The 17,479-nt window shown below is 71.3% G+C and carries 17 protein-coding genes; 9 read left to right on the forward strand and 8 right to left on the reverse strand.

The genetic code is table 11. The annotated features are described in order from the left end of the window. Nucleotides 1–2: 2 nt before the first annotated feature. Both ACQBJO_RS10560 and ACQBJO_RS10565 read left to right on the forward strand, forming a co-directional pair. On the forward strand, nucleotides 3–287 hold the full coding sequence (locus tag ACQBJO_RS10560) for a DUF4031 domain-containing protein (protein ID WP_255183762.1): 285 nt from the start codon (nucleotides 3–5) through the stop codon (nucleotides 285–287). Nucleotides 288–408: 121 nt separating this feature from the next. Further along, a complete protein-coding gene (locus ACQBJO_RS10565; RefSeq protein ID WP_421008964.1) occupies nucleotides 409–942 on the forward strand; it encodes a hypothetical protein in 534 nt (177 codons plus the stop codon). A 10-nt stretch (nucleotides 943–952) separates the two neighbouring features. Here ACQBJO_RS10565 and ACQBJO_RS10570 read toward each other — a convergent pair whose 3' ends face one another. Then, complete coding sequence (locus tag ACQBJO_RS10570; protein WP_430407101.1) at nucleotides 953–1,603, reverse strand: HD domain-containing protein; 651 nt, start codon at nucleotides 1,601–1,603, stop codon at nucleotides 953–955. A gap of 26 nt (nucleotides 1,604–1,629) precedes the next feature. Here ACQBJO_RS10570 and ACQBJO_RS10575 point away from each other — a divergent pair, with 26 nt between their 5' ends. Next, on the forward strand, nucleotides 1,630–3,126 hold the full coding sequence (locus tag ACQBJO_RS10575) for a purine-cytosine permease family protein (protein WP_255183765.1): 1,497 nt from the start codon (nucleotides 1,630–1,632) through the stop codon (nucleotides 3,124–3,126). Next, the gene (locus tag ACQBJO_RS10580) at nucleotides 3,123–3,713 is read left to right on the forward strand and encodes a cysteine hydrolase family protein (protein ID WP_255183766.1); all 591 of its coding nucleotides are present in this window, start codon (nucleotides 3,123–3,125) and stop codon (nucleotides 3,711–3,713) included. Before ACQBJO_RS10575 ends, ACQBJO_RS10580 begins: the two co-directional genes overlap by 4 nt. On the opposite strand, the gene ACQBJO_RS10585 is transcribed toward ACQBJO_RS10580, so the two are convergent. After that, nucleotides 3,714–4,334 carry a LysR family transcriptional regulator gene (locus ACQBJO_RS10585; protein WP_421008962.1) on the reverse strand — a complete coding sequence of 207 codons (621 nt, stop codon included), beginning with the start codon at nucleotides 4,332–4,334 and terminating at the stop codon, nucleotides 3,714–3,716. Nucleotides 4,335–4,407: 73 nt separating this feature from the next. Here ACQBJO_RS10585 and ACQBJO_RS10590 point away from each other — a divergent pair, with 73 nt between their 5' ends. Next, on the forward strand, nucleotides 4,408–4,998 hold the full coding sequence (locus ACQBJO_RS10590) for a LysE/ArgO family amino acid transporter (RefSeq protein ID WP_421009068.1): 591 nt from the start codon (nucleotides 4,408–4,410) through the stop codon (nucleotides 4,996–4,998). Nucleotides 4,999–5,007: 9 nt separating this feature from the next. Here ACQBJO_RS10590 and hflX read toward each other — a convergent pair whose 3' ends face one another. Then, nucleotides 5,008–6,534, reverse strand: a complete 1,527-nt coding sequence (hflX, locus tag ACQBJO_RS10595) for a GTPase HflX (protein WP_255183770.1) — start codon at nucleotides 6,532–6,534, stop codon at nucleotides 5,008–5,010. A gap of 76 nt (nucleotides 6,535–6,610) precedes the next feature. On the opposite strand from hflX, the gene ACQBJO_RS10600 reads away from it, so the two are divergent. Further along, nucleotides 6,611–7,189, forward strand: a complete 579-nt coding sequence (locus ACQBJO_RS10600; protein WP_421008961.1) for a hypothetical protein — start codon at nucleotides 6,611–6,613, stop codon at nucleotides 7,187–7,189. An 11-nt stretch (nucleotides 7,190–7,200) separates the two neighbouring features. After that, nucleotides 7,201–8,646 carry an amino acid permease gene (locus tag ACQBJO_RS10605; protein WP_421008960.1) on the forward strand — a complete coding sequence of 482 codons (1,446 nt, stop codon included), beginning with the start codon at nucleotides 7,201–7,203 and terminating at the stop codon, nucleotides 8,644–8,646. On the opposite strand, the gene ACQBJO_RS10610 is transcribed toward ACQBJO_RS10605, so the two are convergent. Continuing rightward, nucleotides 8,616–10,142: an alkaline phosphatase D family protein gene (locus ACQBJO_RS10610; protein WP_421008959.1), complete on the reverse strand. Its 1,527-nt coding sequence runs from the start codon at nucleotides 10,140–10,142 to the stop codon at nucleotides 8,616–8,618. The genes ACQBJO_RS10605 and ACQBJO_RS10610 overlap by 31 nt on opposite strands. 90 nt (nucleotides 10,143–10,232) lie before the next feature. Continuing rightward, entirely contained in the window at nucleotides 10,233–11,939 is a 1,707-nt protein-coding gene (locus tag ACQBJO_RS10615) for a glycerol-3-phosphate dehydrogenase/oxidase (protein ID WP_421008958.1), read from the reverse strand. 59 nt (nucleotides 11,940–11,998) lie between these two features. Here ACQBJO_RS10615 and glpK point away from each other — a divergent pair, with 59 nt between their 5' ends. Further along, nucleotides 11,999–13,531: a glycerol kinase GlpK gene (gene glpK / locus ACQBJO_RS10620; protein WP_255183775.1), complete on the forward strand. Its 1,533-nt coding sequence runs from the start codon at nucleotides 11,999–12,001 to the stop codon at nucleotides 13,529–13,531. On the opposite strand, the gene ACQBJO_RS10625 is transcribed toward glpK, so the two are convergent. Continuing rightward, the gene (locus ACQBJO_RS10625; protein WP_421008957.1) at nucleotides 13,532–13,843 is read right to left on the reverse strand and encodes a hypothetical protein; all 312 of its coding nucleotides are present in this window, start codon (nucleotides 13,841–13,843) and stop codon (nucleotides 13,532–13,534) included. Nucleotides 13,844–13,995: 152 nt separating this feature from the next. On the opposite strand from ACQBJO_RS10625, the gene ACQBJO_RS10630 reads away from it, so the two are divergent. Then, a complete protein-coding gene (locus ACQBJO_RS10630; RefSeq protein WP_421008956.1) occupies nucleotides 13,996–14,607 on the forward strand; it encodes a class I SAM-dependent methyltransferase in 612 nt (203 codons plus the stop codon). Here the strand turns inward: ACQBJO_RS10630 and ACQBJO_RS10635 are convergent. Then, complete coding sequence (locus ACQBJO_RS10635) at nucleotides 14,570–15,478, reverse strand: hypothetical protein (protein ID WP_421008955.1); 909 nt, start codon at nucleotides 15,476–15,478, stop codon at nucleotides 14,570–14,572. The genes ACQBJO_RS10630 and ACQBJO_RS10635 overlap by 38 nt on opposite strands. A 41-nt stretch (nucleotides 15,479–15,519) precedes the next feature. Beyond that, complete coding sequence (gene ggt, locus ACQBJO_RS10640) at nucleotides 15,520–17,346, reverse strand: gamma-glutamyltransferase (RefSeq protein ID WP_421008954.1); 1,827 nt, start codon at nucleotides 17,344–17,346, stop codon at nucleotides 15,520–15,522. Nucleotides 17,347–17,479: the final 133 nt, after the last annotated feature.

The following is a 17,479-nucleotide window of genomic DNA, read 5'->3' on the forward strand; positions in this document are numbered from 1 at the left end:
CCGTGATCCTCGTCGACCCGCCCACGTGGCCCGGCTGGGGTCGCACGTGGAGCCATCTCGTCTCGGACGCCTCGATCGAGGAGCTGCACGCCTTCGCGCAGCGGCTGGGCATCCCCCGCAAGCTCTTCGACGAGGACCACTACGACGTGCCGGTCGAGCGCTACGACGAGGTCGTCGCCGCCGGCGCGACGCAGGTGACCGGAGCAGAGCTCATCCGCCGCCTCATCCGCAGCGGCCTGCGGGTCACGGCCGCCGAGCGAGCCGGTCGAGCTCCCGACGCAGGTTGACCCGCGCGCCCTCTGCAGGTCGACAGGCGAGGTCGCGACCGAACTCCTAGGCTGGGTGGCGCACCACGCAGCGACACCACGCACCACGCAACACGCACCAGACACAAAGGGGACATTCAGCATGGGGAAGCACCTGACCACCGCCCGATCCTGCGCGCTCGTCGCGATCGCCGCTCTCGGCCTGTCCGCCTGCGGCGCCCTCGGCGACGGCGACGGCGACTCGACCGTGACGGTCACCGAGTCCTCGCAGGACCAGAGCCAGACCTCCGAGCCCACGGCTCAGAGCACCACCACGACGCCGACCTCCACGGCAAGCACGACGGAGGACCCCACCGAGAGCTCCACGGCGAGCTCGAGCGAGGTGACCAACACCCCACCTGCGGGGTCCACGCCCAACACCGACACCTCGAATTCGATCGACGTCAACACCCTGACGGAGAAGGTCGAGGCCCACACCGACAGCCAGGTCCCCCCGGACGTGACCCTGTCGTGCATGGGCGGCATCGTGCTCGTCGCCAACGAGACCCAGAAGTGCTCGTGGATGGACTCCAACGGCAATGTCACCCGGCTGACCATCACGGTCGACTGGGCAGCAGTGGTCGGCGACCAGATCCAGTACAACCTGTCGCTGGAGAACTCCGCCTACACGCCCTGACCTGCGGCCCTCACGGGCCACCCCGGAGCCGGTCGAGCTCGCGTCGCAGGTTGACGCGGGCTCGACCGCTCCAGTGCTCGTGCGCGTGGTCGGTGAGGTAGAGGCGCTCCCGCTCGACGAAGGGAGTGAGCACCGCGCTCCTGCCCCGCGCGAAGTCCGCGGCCGGCACCTGCCGGTACTCGATGCGCACCTGGGCGCAGTAGCCGTCGAAGCGGTCGGCCGGAGCCGACAGGATCCACAGGTCGGCGTCGTGGAAGGCCTGCGACACCGGGTCGCCCGCACTCATCTCGTGGGTCGCCGACTCCCGCACCAGCCGGGCGATGGTCGCGACATCGGCGGGCGGCAGGCCGAGGGCCGTAAGCCGCTCCTCCGCCAGACGCGCGGAGGCCTCCTCGCTCGCCCCCGGGGCCCCGCCCGTCTCGTAGACCGCGTCGTGGAACCACCCGACCATCGCGGCCAGGTGCCGGTCACGACCGGCGAGGTGTCCCCCTTCGGCCAGCTCGTCGAGGGCCGCGAGGACCTCGGCCAGGTGCACGGGGTCGTGATAGCTGCGGTGCGGCTCACCCCAGCGGGCGAGCAGCTCCTCGCGCAGTGCGGTGACGGCGCGCTGATCCGTGACCACATCGAGTCCCGCGACATCGGCGAGCCATCGATCACGCAAGGTGTCCACCGTGGGATTGTGCCGCAATGAGCGCTGACTCCTCCGGCGGCACCCTCGACCAGGTCCGACGCGCCGGCGTCGAGACCACCGGCATCGAGATCATCGACGAGGCGGACCGCACCGCCCGCCCCGCCGACCTCTTCTGGCCGTGGTTCGCGGCCAATGTGTCGGTCTTCGGCATCTCCTACGGCAGCTTCGTCCTCGACTTCGGCATCTCCTTCTGGCAGGCGCTGCTCGTCTCGGTCATCGGCATCGTCGTCTCCTTCCTCCTCTGCGGCCTCGTCGCCGTCGCCGGCAAGCGCGGCTCGGCCCCGACGATGGTCATCTCGCGGGCGGCCTTCGGCGTCCAGGGGCAGAAGCTGCCGGGCGTCGTCTCGTGGATCGTCTCGATCGGCTGGGAGACCTTCCTGGCGATCATGGCGACGCTCGCGACGGCGACCGTCATGCGCGAGCTCGGCTGGGGCGGCGGCACGCCGACCAAGGTCGTCGCGATGCTCGTCGTCGCCGCCCTCATCGTCACCGCGTCGGTCGCCGGCTACCACCTGATCATGCGGCTGCAGTCATGGCTCACCTGGCTCACCGGCCTCGCGACGATCGTCTACGTCGCCCTGACGGTCAGCCACATCGACTGGTCGGCCCTGACCGCCCTCGAGAGCGGCTCCTTCCAGCAGGTCATCGGCGCCCTCATCATGGTCATGACCGGGTTCGGCCTCGGCTGGATCAACATCGCCGCCGACTGGTCGCGCTACCAGAGCCGCGAGGCCTCCTCGGGCGCGATCGTCGCGTGGAACACCTTCGGCGGCGCCCTCGCCCCCGCCCTGCTCGTCGCCTACGGCATCGGCCTCGCCGGCTCCGACGAGACCCTGCGTGCCGGCATCGTCGCCGACCCGGTCGGCACCCTCGCGACGATCCTGCCGACCTGGTACCTCGTGATCTTCGGCATCGCCGCGGTGCTCGCGCTCGTCTCCGGCGCCGTGCTCGGCATCTACTCCTCGGGCCTGACGCTGCTCAGCCTCGGCGTGCGCATCCCTCGGCCGGCCGCCGCCGGCATCGACGGGCTGCTGCTGACCCTCGGCACGATCTACGTCGTCTTCTTCGCGGAGAACTTTCTCGGACCCTTCCAGTCCTTCCTCATCACCCTCGGCGTGCCGCTGGCTGCCTGGGCGGGCATCTTCCTGTCCGACCTCGCCCTGCGCCGACGCGACTACGACGAGGAGGCGCTCTTCGACGCCCGCGGACGGTACGGCTCCGTCGACTGGATCTCGATCGGCACGATGGTGCTCACCTCGGTCATCGGCTGGGGCCTGGTCACCAATGCGATGCCCGACTCGACGTGGAACAACTGGCAGGGCTACCTGCTCAAGGCCTTCATGGGCACCGAGCTCGTCGAGGACCCGGCCGGCAGCTACTGGGCCGGCGACTGGTCCTACGCCAACCTCGGCGTCATCGCCGCGCTCGTCCTGGCCTTCGTCATCACCTACGTCGCCCGCCGCGGCGTCGTGCGCCGGCAGGAGGAGCGATGAGCGAGCAGACCCCCGACACCCCGGCCCTCCCCGACCTCGACGACGCCTGGCTCGTCGTCGTCGACCCGCAGCGCATCTTCGCCGACCCGACGTCCGAGTGGGGGTCGCCGATGTTCGACGCCGCCCTCGGGCCGATCAAGTCGCTGCGCTCCGGCTTCGGTGCGGCGCGCACCATCGTCACCCGCTGGGTGCCGGGCCCGGAGCGTCCGGGCTCGTGGGGTCCCTACTTCGAGCGGTGGGGCTTCGCCGACCGACCGGCCACCGACCCGGTCTTCGACCTCGTCACCCCGGCCGCCGGCTGGAGCAGCCGTGGGTCGATCGACCTGTCGACCTTCGGCAAGTGGGGCGAGCCGCTCACGCGCATCATCGGCGAGACCCCGACCATCGTGCTCGCCGGGGTCTCGACGGACTGCTGCGTCATCTCGACCGCCCTGCCCGCAGCAGATGCCGGCGCCACGGTGGTCGTGGCGGCCGACGCCTGCGCGGGCTCGACGCAGGACAACCACGAGGCCGCCCTGCAGGTGATGAGCCTCTACTCGCCGCAGATCGAGGTCTCGACGAGCGCTGCGGTGCTCGCCGCGCGCTGATCAGCCCTGCTGCCCGGGCCCGGCGATGTTGACCATCCACGGGATGCCGTAGCGGTCGGTGAAGGAGCCGTACTCGTCACCCCACATCTGCATCTCGAGGGGCACCTCGACCTGGGCGCCCTCGGTGAGGCCGGCCCAGTAGCCGCGCAGCAGCTCGGTCTCGTCACCGCTGATGCTCACGGTGATCTGGGTGCCGAGGGTGCGGGTCATGCCCGGCGGGGTGTCGCTGGCGAAGATCGTGTAGCCGGCGTCGGTGACGAGGCTGGCGTGCATCACCTGGTCGGCGATCTCGCCGGCATCGGGCATGCTGTCGCCGAAGGTGTGGACGAGCAGCTCACCGCCGAGGACCGACTGGTAGAACTCCATCGCCTCGCGGGCGTTGCCGTCGAAGTTGAGGTCGGCGAGCAGGACCATCTGGCGGGCGGTGCGCACGACCCCGGTCCCGGCGATCGTCGCCCGCACCGGCGTGCTCCGCTCGACGAGGACGCGGCCCGCGGCGGCCTCGAGCGCCTTGATCCGCTGGCTCACGGCCGACGGCGTGATGGACAGGGCACCCGCTGCCGCCTCGAAGGTCCCCTCGTCGACGACGGCCAGGAGGGCACGAAGCTGATCGATCTGCATGAAGCAATGCTAATGATCGTGCAGGATCTGTCGTTGGCCTTCAGCGGTCGGCTCCGCCTACGGTCTCCTCGTGATCGTCTCCGCCGTCGCCGGCCTGCTGACCGGCCTCACCCTCATCGTCGCCATCGGGGCACAAAATGCCTTCGTCCTGCGGCAGGGCATCCGCCGCGAGCACCTCGCCCCGGTCGTGCTCATCTGCATCGCCGCCGACACCCTGCTCATCGCCCTCGGCACCGCCGGCGTCGGCGCGCTGGTGAGTGATCACCCGGGTGCGGTGCGCGTGGTCACCTGGCTCGGCGCGGCCTACCTCGTCGGCTACGGCCTCGTGGCGCTGCGCCGGGCCGCCTCCCCCACCGGCCTCGACGCGGCCGCCCCCGCCGGACGGAGCTCGGTCATCGCGACGACGCTGGCGATCACCTTCCTCAACCCGCACGTCTACCTCGACACCGTCCTCATGCTCGGGTCGATCGCCAACGGTCACGGCGAGCAGCGCTGGGCCTTCGCGACGGGTGCGTCGATCGGCAGCGTCGTGTGGTTCACCGCCCTGGGCCTCGGCGCCCGGGCCCTCGCCGGTCCGCTGGGCCGGCCCGGCACGTGGCGCGTCCTCGACGGGGTCATCGGCCTGACGATGATCGGGCTGGCGGTGCTGCTGCTCGTGCGGTGAGTGGCTCCGTCAGCCGGCGGCAGGTGCCGGCGTCGTGGCGAAGGGGGTCAGCTCGGCCGCGAGGTCACCGTGCACCCGGGCGACGACGAGCGTGCCCCGCTCGAGGTGCTCCTCGGAGACGATCTCTGCCTCGTCGTGCAGACGGCTGACGAGGTCACCGCGCGCATACGGCACGAGGACCTCGACGTCGATGTCGGGCTTGGGCAGCTCCTCGGCGACGAGCTCGAGCAGCTCCTGGACCCCGGCGCCGGTGCGCGCCGAGACGGCGATCGAGTGCTTCTCGTGCCGCAGGATCCGGTCGACGACCTCGGGGTCGGCCGCGTCGGCCTTGTTGACGACGACGACCTCCTTGACGTCCGTCGCGTCGACGTCGGCGAGCACGGCGCGCACGGCCGAGATCTGGCCCTCGGGGTCGGGGTGCGAGCCGTCGACGACGTGCAGGAGCAGGTCGGCGTCGGCGACCTCCTCGAGCGTCGAGCGGAAGGCCTCGACGAGCTGGTGCGGGAGCGCCCGGACGAAGCCGACGGTGTCGGTGAGCGTGTACTCACGCCCGTCGGGCGTCTCGGCCCGCCGCACCGTCGTGTCGAGGGTCGCGAAGAGCTGGTTGTCGACGAGCACACCGGCATGGGTGAGGCGGTTCAGCAGGGTCGACTTGCCGGCATTGGTGTAGCCGGCGATGGCCACGGCAGGCACCTGGCGGTGCGCGCGGGCGGCCCGTCGGGTGTCGCGGTGGGTCTTCATGCCCGCGAGCTCGCGCTTGAGCTTGGCGATGCGGGAGTTGATCCGGCGGCGGTCGAGCTCGATCTTCGTCTCACCGGGACCGCGCGAGCCCATGCCCTGACCGCCGGCCGCCTGGCCACCGGCCTGCCGGGACATCGACTCACCCCAGCCACGCAGGCGGGGCAGGAGGTACTGCAGCTGGGCAAGCTCGACCTGGGCCTTGCCCTCACGGGACTTCGCGTGCTGGGCGAAGATGTCGAGGATCAGGGCGGTGCGGTCGATGACCTTGACCTTGACGACGTCCTCGAGCGCACGCCGCTGGCTCGGGGCCAGCTCGGTGTCGCACACGACGGTGTCCGCCCCCTCGGCGACGACGATGTCCTTGAGCTCCTGCGCCTTGCCCGAGCCGAGATAGGTGCCCGGGTCGGGGGTCTGGCGCCGCTGCAGGACGCCGGCGAGCACCTCGGAGCCGGCGGTCTCCGCGAGCGCGGCGAGCTCGCGCAGCGAGTTCTCGGCGTCGGCGGCGGTCCCGTCGCTCCAGACGGCCGCGAGGACGACCCGCTCCAGCCGCAGCTGGCGGTACTCGACCTCGGTGATGTCCTCGAGCTCGGTCGACAGACCCTGCACACGGCGCAGGGCGGAGCGCTCCTCGCGGTCGAGCTGGTCGCCGTCGTAGTCGATGTCGCCGGCCGGCTCGAGGAAGCCGTCGCCGGGGTCGGCCAGCGCCTGCGCGCGCCTCGAGAGCACCCGGTCGATCGTCGGGCTGGGGTTGGTGTCGTCGGCGTCGTCGCGCGCGCTGTGCAGTGGTTCGGTCATGTTCTCCTCAGGATCGCACTCTGCAACGCCTGCAGGCCAGCCAATAGTCCCTTCTGCCCGGCTACAGTCGGTCGCCATGGAGCCACCGCCCCCTGTCGAGCGGCCCTCCGGCGACGAGGTGCGCGTGCCGGTGCGGACCGTGAAGCCCTCGGCCACGGCCTTCGCCCGGTCGGTGTGGCAGTTCGCCAGCGGCACCGTCGGCGATGCCTTCGCCGGGCGGCTCCTCGGGCGCTCCGCGGACCAGCCCACCGCCCCGACGATCGACGCCATGACCTACGCGCCGCTCGAGGTCCGCGAGACCGGGGCCGTCGTCGTCCTCGACCGCCACGGCCTGCGGGTCGAAGGGAGCCGAGAGCTCACCTTCGCGCTGGCCTGGCCCGAGGTGGGCCGCGTCTCGCTGCAGGTCCAGCACTCGCGTCTGCTGGGCCTGCGGATGCTGCGGCTGGTCTTCTGGCCCGCGCACCCGCACACCTTCCCGGCGGCCCACCCGGAGTGCGCTCCTGCCCTCGTCCCCGAGCTCGGCGGCTACGCGCTGGCGCTCACCACCTCGCCGCGGGTGCCGCAGGCCGACATCGACCTCGCGCTCTCCGGCCTGGCCCTCGCCGGCGCCCGGTTCGACGGCGAGGTGGAGGAGGTCAGCACGGGCACCGGGTAGGGTGCTCGCCCGTGCCCTCCACCTCTTCGACCACGGGCGCCGTGCCCGACCACGAGCACCTCGACCGCGGCCTCAACCCCCGCCACGTCCAGTTCATCGCACTGGGCACCGCCATCGGCACGGGCCTCTTCTACGGCTCGTCCGAGACGATCCAGGCCGCCGGCCCGGCCGTCCTCGTCGCCTACGCGGTCGCCGGCGTCATGGTCTACATCGTCATGCGGGCCCTCGGCGAGATGGCCGTGCGCCACCCCGTCGCCGGCTCCTTCGCGCAGTACGCCGGCTCCTTCCTCGGCCCCTACGCCGGCTTCATCGTCGGCTGGGTCTTCTGGCTCGAGCTCGCGGTCGTCGCCATCGCCGACATGACCGCCGTCGCGACCTACATGGGCCTGTGGTTCCCCGGCGTCCCCGGCTGGGTGTGGATGGCCGCGGCCATCGCCCTCATCGGTGCCCTCAACCTCATGGCGGTGCGGGTCTTCGGCGAGATGGAGTTCTGGTTCTCCCTCATCAAGGTCACCGCGATCATCGCGCTCGTCGTCGGTGGTCTGGCGCTCATCCTCTGGGGGCGCGAGGTCGGCGGCACGACCCCGGACGTCGCCCACCTGTGGAGCCACGACGGCTTCGCCCCCTTCGGCCTCTGGGGCATCATCATGAGCTTCAGCGTCGTCGTCTTCTCCTTCGGCGGCATCGAGACGCTCGGCATGACGGCCGGCGAGGCCGACGACCCGGAGCACTCGATCGGGCGCGCGGTCAACACCGTGCCCTTCCGCATCCTGCTCTTCTACGTCGCGGCGCTCGCGGTCATCATGTCGATCATCCCGTGGGACGAGGTCACCGGTGAGTCCTCCCCCTTCGTCGAGGTCTTCGCCGCGCTCCAGGTCCCGGCGGCCCAGCACGTGATGAACTTCGTCGTCCTCACCGCTGCCCTGTCGGCGATGAACGCGATCTTCTACGCCTGCTCGCGCACCATGTACGGCCTCGCCGAGCAGGGCCACGCACCTCGCTCCTTCCTCCACCTGTCGCCGCGCGCCCACATCCCGATCTACCCGGTGCTGTGCATGTTCGGCGCCGGCGCGGTCGGGCTCGTGCTCTTCCTCGTCATCGAGGACCGGCTCTTCTTCTTCGTCGCGGCGATCGCGTCCTTCGCCACGGTCTTCACCTGGCTGATGATCCTGCTCGCGCACCTGCGGATGCGCACCCGGATGGCGCGCGAGGGCCTGCGGCCCACGGGCTTCGCGATGCCCTTCTTCCCGGTCCTCAACGTCATCGCGATGGCCTTCATGGTCGGCGTCATCGTGCTGCTCGCGACGACCGAGTCCGGGCGCGACGCCTTCTACGTCGGGGCGGGTGCGCTCGTGCTCCTCACGATCGCGTGGTTCACCCTCGTGCGGGACGAAGGGCGCGCGCCGATCGTCCTCGAGGAGGCCGATCACCTCTCCGGCGACAGCTCCCGGGTGTAGAGCACCGTGCCCTGCGCGTCGCGCAGGGTGACCGTCAGCCGCCCGTCGTCGGCGACGTCGGCGTGGCCGAAGAACTGGTTGCCGCCCCGCGGCGACTGGTTGGGGTAGTCCGCCGTCTTGATGAAGTCGACCCGGGGACCGAAGGTCGCGTCCATCTCGTTGGGCCCGAAGGTGCCGGCGTTGATCGGGCCGGCGACGAACTCCCAGAAGGGCGAGAAGTCGGTGAAGGCCGCCCGCTCCGGGCTGTAGTGGTGGGCGGCGCAGTAGTGCACGTCGGCGGTGATCCACACGACGCCGGGCACGTCCTTGATCTCGCGCAGCAGCCAGGCCATCTCGAGCTCCTTGCCCAGCGGTGCGCCCGGGTCACGGTTGGACAGCGACTCCTGGGCGTCGCCGTCGGGCACGACGATCCCGATCGGCAGGTCGGCGGCGATCACCTTCCACGTGGCGCGCGACCGCTTGAGCTCGCTCGCGAGCCAGCGCACCTGCTCCTCCCCCATGAGCGAGGTGCGCTCCCGCTCGGTCCCCGCCGTGTTGGGGTCCTTGTGGGTGCGCATGTCGAGGCAGAAGACGTCGAGGTGCCGGCCGCGCGAGACCTTGCGGTGGATCCGCTGCCCGTCGGGTCGGTCCTGCCCGTTGCTGATCGGCTGCCACTCCCACCACGCCCGCTTGGCCCAGCGCGCGAGGACGTCGACGCGGCGCTCGCGGTCGTAGGCGGGGTCGGTGAGGATCTCACCGGGGTACCAGTTGTTCGTCGTCTCGTGGTCGTCCCACTGGGCGATGACCGGCACGTCGGCATACATCGCCCGCAGGTTGTCGTCGAGGTGGTTGTAGCGGTGCCGCCCGCGGAACTCCGCGAGGCTCTGCGCCCGCTGCTCGACCTCCGGGATGACGAGGTTGCGCCACGCCTGCCCGTCGGGCTCGGTGACCTGTGCCTCGATCGGCCCGTCGGCGTAGATCGTGTCGCCGGCGTGGACGAAGAAGTCGGGGCGGGTCTCGTGCATCGCCCGGTAGGCGACGTAGCCGCCGAGGTCGGGGTTGATCCCCCACCCCTGGCCGGCGGTGTCACCGGTCCACACGAAGGACTGACCGCCCCGGCCCTGCGTGGCCGTCGCGAAGGACAGGTCCGCGGTCTGCCCCCTTCGCCCCTCGTCGTCCTCGAAGCCGACCTCGATCTCGTGGCGCCGACCCGGCGCGAGGTGCCGCAGGTCGATCTTGCCCGTGTGGTCGGTGCCGGGCGTGACCCACGGCCCGCGGACGGTCCGGCGGGAGCGGCCCGGCCCGGTGATCGTGGCGACCATGCGCGAAGGGCGGTCCGCCCGGGCCCACAGGACCGCCGAGTCGGTCGTGACGTCACCTGACGAGACGCCGGAGGTCAGCAGCGGACGGCTGCGGTGCACCTGGAAGGGCGCGGCGACGGCCGACGGCTGGAGCGCCGCCGCACCGGCAGCGGCGACGGTGGAGGACAGGACGACGCGACGCGAGATCTCGGGCATGGGCCCGAGGCTGGCAGCGTCACGTGGCGGGCACGTGGGTGCCGGGTGGCGCCGACGTGGGCTGCTGGTGACCGGCAGGTGGCCGGCGGGTCAGCCCTTCGCCAGCACGCGGATGTCGGTCGCCTCGGTGCGCTCGGCGTCCGCCCGCTCGTCCTCGGTCATCTGCTGGCTCTCGATCTCGGCCTGGACCCGGCGCAGGTAGTGCTCGACCTCCGAGGTCGCGCGCTCCTCGTCCCAGCCGAGCTCGGCGGCGAGGATGCGTGCGGCGGGCTCGGCCGCCTCGACGCCGCGGTCGGGCGTCTCGATGGAGATGCGCATCCGACGGGTCAGCAGGTCGTTGAGGTGGAGCGTCGCCTCGTGGCGTGCCGCGTAGACGACCTCGACCCGCAGGTACTCCTCCGCGCCGGCGAGCGGCTCTGAGAGAGAGCGGTCCTCGTCGATCATGGCGAAGAGGTCGACGGCCATCGAGCCGTAGCGGTCGAGCAGGTGGGTCACCCGCCAGACCGGGAGGTCGTGGCGGCGGCTGAGGGTGTCGAGCTGGTTGACCAGCGCCTGGTAGCCCTCGGCCCCGACGAGCGGGATGTGCGCGGTGACGCTCTCGGGCACGCCGGACGAGAGGTCCTCGCGGGCGGCGTCGACGGCGTCGGCGGCCATGACCCGATAGGTCGTGTACTTGCCGCCGGCGATGGAGATCAGGCCCGGCTGCGGGCGGGCGACGGCGTGCTCGCGACTGAGCTGCGAGGACTCCTCCGACTCCCCCGCGAGCAGAGGACGCAGACCGGCGTAGACCCCCTGGATGTCGTCGCGGGTCAGCGGGGTGAGCAGCACGCCGTTGATCTGCTCGAGGATGTAGTCGATGTCCGCGGCCGTCGCGGCCGGGTGCGCCCGGGAGAGGTTCCAGTCGGTGTCGGTCGTGCCGATGATCCAGTGGGTGCCCCACGGGATGCAGAAGAGGACCGATTTTTCCGTCCGCAGGATCAGACCGGTCTCGGAGTTGACCCGGTCGCGGGCGACGACGATGTGCACGCCCTTGCTCGCGCGCACGTGGAAGCGGCCGCGACCGCCGGCCATGGTCTGGATGTCGTCGGTCCACACGCCGGTGCAGTTGATGACCACCGACGCGTTGACCTCGACCTCGTCGCCGGTCTCGACGTCGAGCACCCGGGCACCGACGACCCGCTCGCCCGCATGGAGCAGGCCGGTGACCTTGGCGGAGTTGAGCACGGTGGCGCCGTAGGCCGCTGCCGTGCGCACGACGGTGAGGGTGTGGCGGGCGTCGTCGCACTGGGCGTCGTGGTAGAGCAGGCCGCCGTGGTGCGCGGAGGGCTTCAGGCCCGGCGCGATCCGGCGCACTCCCCCCTTCGTCATCTGCTTGGTGCGGGGCACCGAGCGGCCGCCGCCCATCGTGTCGTAGAGGGTCAGGCCCGCGGTGACGTAGGGCCGCTCCCAGACCGGGTGAGAGAGGGGGTAGAGGAAGCTCACCGGCTTGACCAGGTGCGGCGCGATGCGGGTGAGCATGAGCTCACGCTCCTGGAGGGCCTCGCGGACCAGCGCGAAGTTGAGCTGCTCGAGGTAGCGGACGCCGCCGTGGAAGAGCTTGCTGGAGCGCGAGGAGGTCCCAGAGGCGAAGTCGCGCTGCTCGACGAGGGCGACCTTGAGACCACGGGTCGCGGCGTCGAGCGCGACGCCGGCACCGGTGACGCCACCACCGACGACCAGGACGTCCAGGTCCTCGTCGGCGATGCGGCGCCAGGCCGCGGCGCGCTGCTGGGGGTCGAGCGGCGTGGGAAGTGGCATGGCACAACGGTAGTCGGCTCGGCGCCCATGCATGCAGCCAACCTGACAGGATGCCGCCCATGAGTGCTGCGACGACGTACGTGCTGTCCATCGACCAGGGGACGACGAGCACCCGGGCCATGGTCTTCGACCGCGAGGGACGGGTCGTCGCGAGCGACCAGATCGAGCACGAGCAGATCTTCCCGCGGGCCGGCTGGGTCGAGCACGACGCGCTGGAGATCTGGGGCAACACCCGCCGGGTCATCGGCGGGGCACTCGGCAAGGCCAACCTCAACAGCGGCCACATCGAGGCCGTCGGCATCACCAACCAGCGTGAGACGACCGTCGTGTGGGAGAAGGCGACCGGCCAGCCCATCCACCACGCGGTCGTCTGGCAGGACACCCGCACCCAGGGAATCGTCGACGAGCTCGCGGCCGACGGCGGGCTCGACCGCTTCAAGGAGGTCTGCGGGCTGCCGCTCGCGACCTACTTCGCCGGGCCCAAGATCGCGTGGATCCTTGACCACGTCGAGGGCGCCCGCGAGCGCGCCGAGGCTGGCGAGCTGCTCGCCGGGACGATGGACACCTGGGTGCTGTGGAACCTCACCGGCGGCGGCGAGAACGACGGCGTGCACGTCACGGACGTCACCAATGCCTCGCGCACGATGCTCATGGACCTGCGCACGCTCCAGTGGGACGAGGCGACCTGCGAGGCCATCGGGGTGCCGGTCCAGGTACTGCCGGAGATCCGCTCCTCGTCAGAGGTCTACGGCGAGTGCAAGCCCGGCGTCCTCAACGGCACGCCGATCGCGGGGATCCTCGGCGACCAGCAGTCCGCGACCTTCGGTCAGGCCTGCCTGACGCCGGGCACGGCCAAGAACACCTACGGCACCGGCAACTTCATGCTGCTCAACACCGGCACCGAGATCGTCTCCAGCGACAACGGCCTGCTGACGACGGTCTGCTACCAGCTCGGCGAGCAGGACGCGGTCTACGCCCTGGAGGGGTCGATCGCCGTGACCGGGTCGCTGATCCAGTGGCTGCGCGACAACCTCGGCTTCATCAAGGAGGCACCCCAGGTCGAAGCGCTCGCCTGCAGCGTCGAGGACAACGGCGGGGTGTACTTCGTGCCGGCCTTCTCCGGGCTCTTCGCCCCGCACTGGCGGCCAGACGCACGCGGCGCGATCCTCGGGCTGACCCGCTACGCCACGAAGGCCCACATCGCGCGTGCGGCGCTGGAGTCGACGGCCTACCAGACACGTGACGTGCTCGACGCGATGCAGGCCGACGCCGAGCGGGCTGGCGGGCGGCTGACCGAGCTCAAGGTCGACGGGGGGATGGTCGCCAACGACACGCTCATGCAGTTCCAGGCGGACATGCTCGGCGTCGACGTCGTGCGGCCGCAGATCGCCGAGACCACGGCCCTGGGTGCCGCCTACGCCGCCGGTTTGGCCGTCGGCTACTGGGAATCGACGGACGAGATCGTCGACAACTGGTCCGAGGGGAAGCGATGGTCGCCGGCGATGGACGAGGACGAGGTCGAGCGGCTGCACCGCAACTGGACCAAGGCCATCTCCAAGACCCTCGACTGGGTGGACGAGGACGTCGACTGATCAGGCGGCGAAGAGCTCACCGAGGCGCACCTCGAGGGGCGACCACAGCACGTCCAGGTGTGACACCTCCATCGGACCTGCAGGCACCGGACCGGTAGACACCTGCCCGATCGACCCACGGCCGTGACCGAGGGGTGGTGGGGCCAGGCTGCGGTACTCGACGCCGGTCGGGGTGCCGTGGACCACCTCATGGGGCCTCCCCCCGCCCGGATCGAGCCCGCTCGCCGCCAGCGACGCCGCCAGTGCGTCGGGCAAGCGCGCCTCACTGCTGGCGTCGCACTCGCCACTGCCCCGCACTGTCGTCTCGGTCATCGCGCCTCCTCACCCTGCCATCCATCGAACACCTGTTCGATACATGGCAGGGTGAGCCAAGAACTGTCCCGCCGCAACCACCCCGGCCGAAGCACCCCCGTCGACAGCATCAGCCTGTCACCCACCACCGACAGCGCACCTAGGGTTGTCCCGTGACCGACCACTACTTCACCGACTCCCCTGCCGCGACCGATGCCGAGCGACGCCCGCTGGATGTCACGCTCGCCGGCCGAGAGGTCACGGTGGAGACCGCAGGTGGCACCTTCTCCCCCACCGGTCTCGACAAGGCGACGGCGATCCTGCTCGACGCGGTGCCCCAACCCCCCTCTGCCGCAGACCTGCTCGACATCGGCTGCGGCTGGGGCCCGATCGCCCTCACCCTCGCGCTCCGGGCCCCCGACGCCACGGTCTGGGCCGTCGACGTCACGGAGCGGGCGCTCGACCTCACCCGCCGCAATGCGGCCGCCCTCGGGCTGACCAACGTGCGGACCGCCCGTCCGGACGAGGTGCCGACGAATCTCCCCTTCGCCGCCATCTGGTCCAACCCGCCGATCCGCATCGGCAAGCCCGCCGTCCACGAGCTGCTGCGCACCTGGCTGCCTCGCCTCGCGCCGGGAGCCGACGCTCACCTCGTCATCGGCAAGAACCTCGGCGCCGACGGCTACCAGCGCTGGATCAGCACCGAGCTCGGGCTGCCGACGGATCGGGTCGGGTCGAGCAAGGGATTCAGGATCCTGCGGACCAGCCGGCCCGCGGCGGGTTGACCCGGTCACCTTCCCAGGTGAGGTCACCGTCCTCGTCGACCTCGAAGGCCTCGAAGCGGTCGTCGGCGACCACCGCGTCGACGAGCGCCCGCGTCCCGGCGACGATCGTGCTGTCCAGGTCGATCTCGCTCGCAACCACCCAGGCCTGGTCCGCCGGCCAGACGAGCTGCGGGAGCGGCCCCTCGAAGACCGAGGTCCACCCGATGCCCGCCCGGTGCGGCCACGTCTCGTCGGCCAGCTCGTCGCAGCCGGTCGCCAACAGCACGTACTCGCGACCGGGAAGCTCCAGGAGCGGGCCGCGGCGCGCCGCCGTGGCGACATCGGAGGCGACCGAGGTCCGCTGCTCCTCGAGGTGACGCCGCATCCGTGCGTCGGCCTCCACCTCGGCGTCCGTGTCCGCGTCGCCGTCCTCCGCGCGCGCGTGGACCACGGTCGTGCCGCTGAGCTCGCTCCACCCCGCCCAGATGCCGACGACGAGCTGCTCGGGCGAGCGCGTGGCATCCCGCAGGTGCCCGGTCAGCCCGGCGAGCAGATCGACGTCCAGTGACCCGTCGCGCGACTTCCCGACCCGCCAGCCGTCGGCGAAGTCGACCCCCTGGTGGAGGTCCGCCAACCGGTTCCACTGGACGAGTGGGTGCATCGTCAGCCCCTGTCGGGCCGCCACGCGCGACCACGGCCAGCGCCCCTCCTCCAGCACCGGGTGCATGCCCCACCGGTCGGCGACCGTGAGGTCCTCACGGTGCACCGGTACCGGGTGCAGGATGCGGGCGTAGGCCTCGAAGCCCGCGCCCGCGACCCCTCCGACCCGCGCCCAGTCACCGACCCGCTCACGCAGCGAGGCGCCGCACGACACCTCCCTGATCACCTCCATACCGGGAGGCTACGACGGGTTATGCGCTGTGTGCTGCGGCGTCACCGGTCCTCGTCGACGACCATCGCCGACCCGCCACCGGCACGCGTCGGCTCGGCCGCGGCCTCGAGGTCGTCGAGCCCGTGGACCCGGATCCCCGTGGCATTGCCGATCCGGTCGACCTTCTTCGTCGTGTGGCCCAGGGTGCGCAGGTAGTCACCGACGTCGCCGTCGGCGAGCGCCGGCTCGAGCTCGGTGGCCGCGCCGTTGCGCGAGGAGACCCGCGGCGCCGCGAGCGCGTCGCCGATGGCCATGTCGCGGTCGACGACCCCGCCGACGAGCTGGGCGACGGTCGTGATGATCGTCGCGCCGCCGGGGCTGCCGGCGGTCATCCACGGCTTGCCGTCCTCGAGGACGATGGTCGGGGCCATCGACGAGCGCGGCCGCTTGCCGGGACCGGGCAGGTTGGGGTCGGGCACCCCCTTCGTCACGGGCGTGAAGTTGAAGTCCGTCAGCTCGTTGTTGAGCAGGAACCCGTAACCCGGCACGACCATGCCGCTGCCGCCGTACTGCTCGATCGTCAGCGTGTAGGTCACGGTGTTGCCGTCCTTGTCGACAGCCGTGAGCGAGGTCGTGTGCTGGTCCTCCGACCCGACCGCGGTGGTGTCGGTCGAGGTCTGGCAGTCGCCGTAGGAGCCGTCCGGCTGGCCGAAGGGGACGGGGCGGGCCATCGCCGAGTCCTCACCGAAGAGGCACGAGCGCTCGTCGGCGAAGTCCTGCGACAGCAGCTCGTCGGTCGGCACGTCGGGCACGTCGCCGACCCAGCGGTTGCGGTCGGCGAAGGAGGTCGCCGACGCCTCGGCGAACCAGTGCGCCCACTCCGCGTCGCTGAGGTCCTGGGTGCGCTTGCCGGTGCGCTCCTCGTAGGACTCGAGCAGGTTGAGGATCTCGCCGACGGCGATGCCACCGGAGCTGGGCGCCGCCATGCCGTAGATGTCGAGGCCGCGGTGCTCGCTGTGCGTGGGCGCCTTGACCAGGGCCTTGTAGGAGCGCATGTCCGCCCGGGTCATCTCACCCTTGGGCACCGTGACGCCGGGCGCGGTGCGCGGGTTGCGGGCGGTGTCGACGACCGCCTCACCGATCGCGCCGCGCTGCATCGCGTCGGCGCCGTGGGTGCGCAGCAGGCGATAGGTCTTGGCCAGGTCGGGGTTGCGCAGGACGGCGCCGACCTTGATCGGCTCGCCGCCGGGCAGGTAGATCTTCGCCGTGTCGGGGAACTTCGCGAAGCGCTCGGCGTTGTCGACCGTCGCGTCGTGGAAGGGCTGGTCGACGACGAAGCCCTTGCGCGCGGTGTTCTCGGCCGGCTTGAGCAGCTGGTTGAGCGACATCGTGCCGTAGCGCTCGGCGGCCATCTCCCAGGTCGCGGGCGTGCCCGGGACGCCCACGGAGAGACCGGAGTTGACGACGGTGTCGAAGTCCATCGCGCTCCCGTCGCTCTCGGTGAAGACCGTCTCGTCGAAGCTCGCGGGTGCCGTCTCCCGGCCGTCGATGGTCTCGACCTTGCCGGTCTTGGCGTCGTAGTGGACGAAGAAGCCACCACCGCCCGGCCCGGAGCTGTAGGGCTCGACGACCCCGACGGCACCGGCCATCGCGACCGCTGCGTCGGCGGCATTGCCACCGCGCTCGAGCACGTCGATGCCGATCTGGCTGACGATCGGGTCGACGGAGGCGACCGCTCCGCCTCCGCCCCGCATGACGGGCACCTTGGGCAGGTCGTGGCCGACGGGCGGCGGGCCGGGGTCCGCCGTGGCGGTGCCCCCGGTGGCGGCGGTCAGGGCCAGGGCCCCGGCCGCGAGCGTGCTGATCAAGGTCGGTGTGGCGCGTCCCATGCATCCACGCTAGACGGTATGGGTGACCACTCGGGCTGACCGAGGGGTTGCGGGCCGGGGCCTCTCTCACACATGTTCGTGGGTTACCGAGTAGGGGCTGCCTGCTCGGCCTGTCCGACAGTTGTGGGAGGCC

This window comes from Janibacter zhangyanbonis (genome assembly GCF_050507325.1).
GTDB lineage: Bacteria > Actinomycetota > Actinomycetes > Actinomycetales > Dermatophilaceae > Janibacter.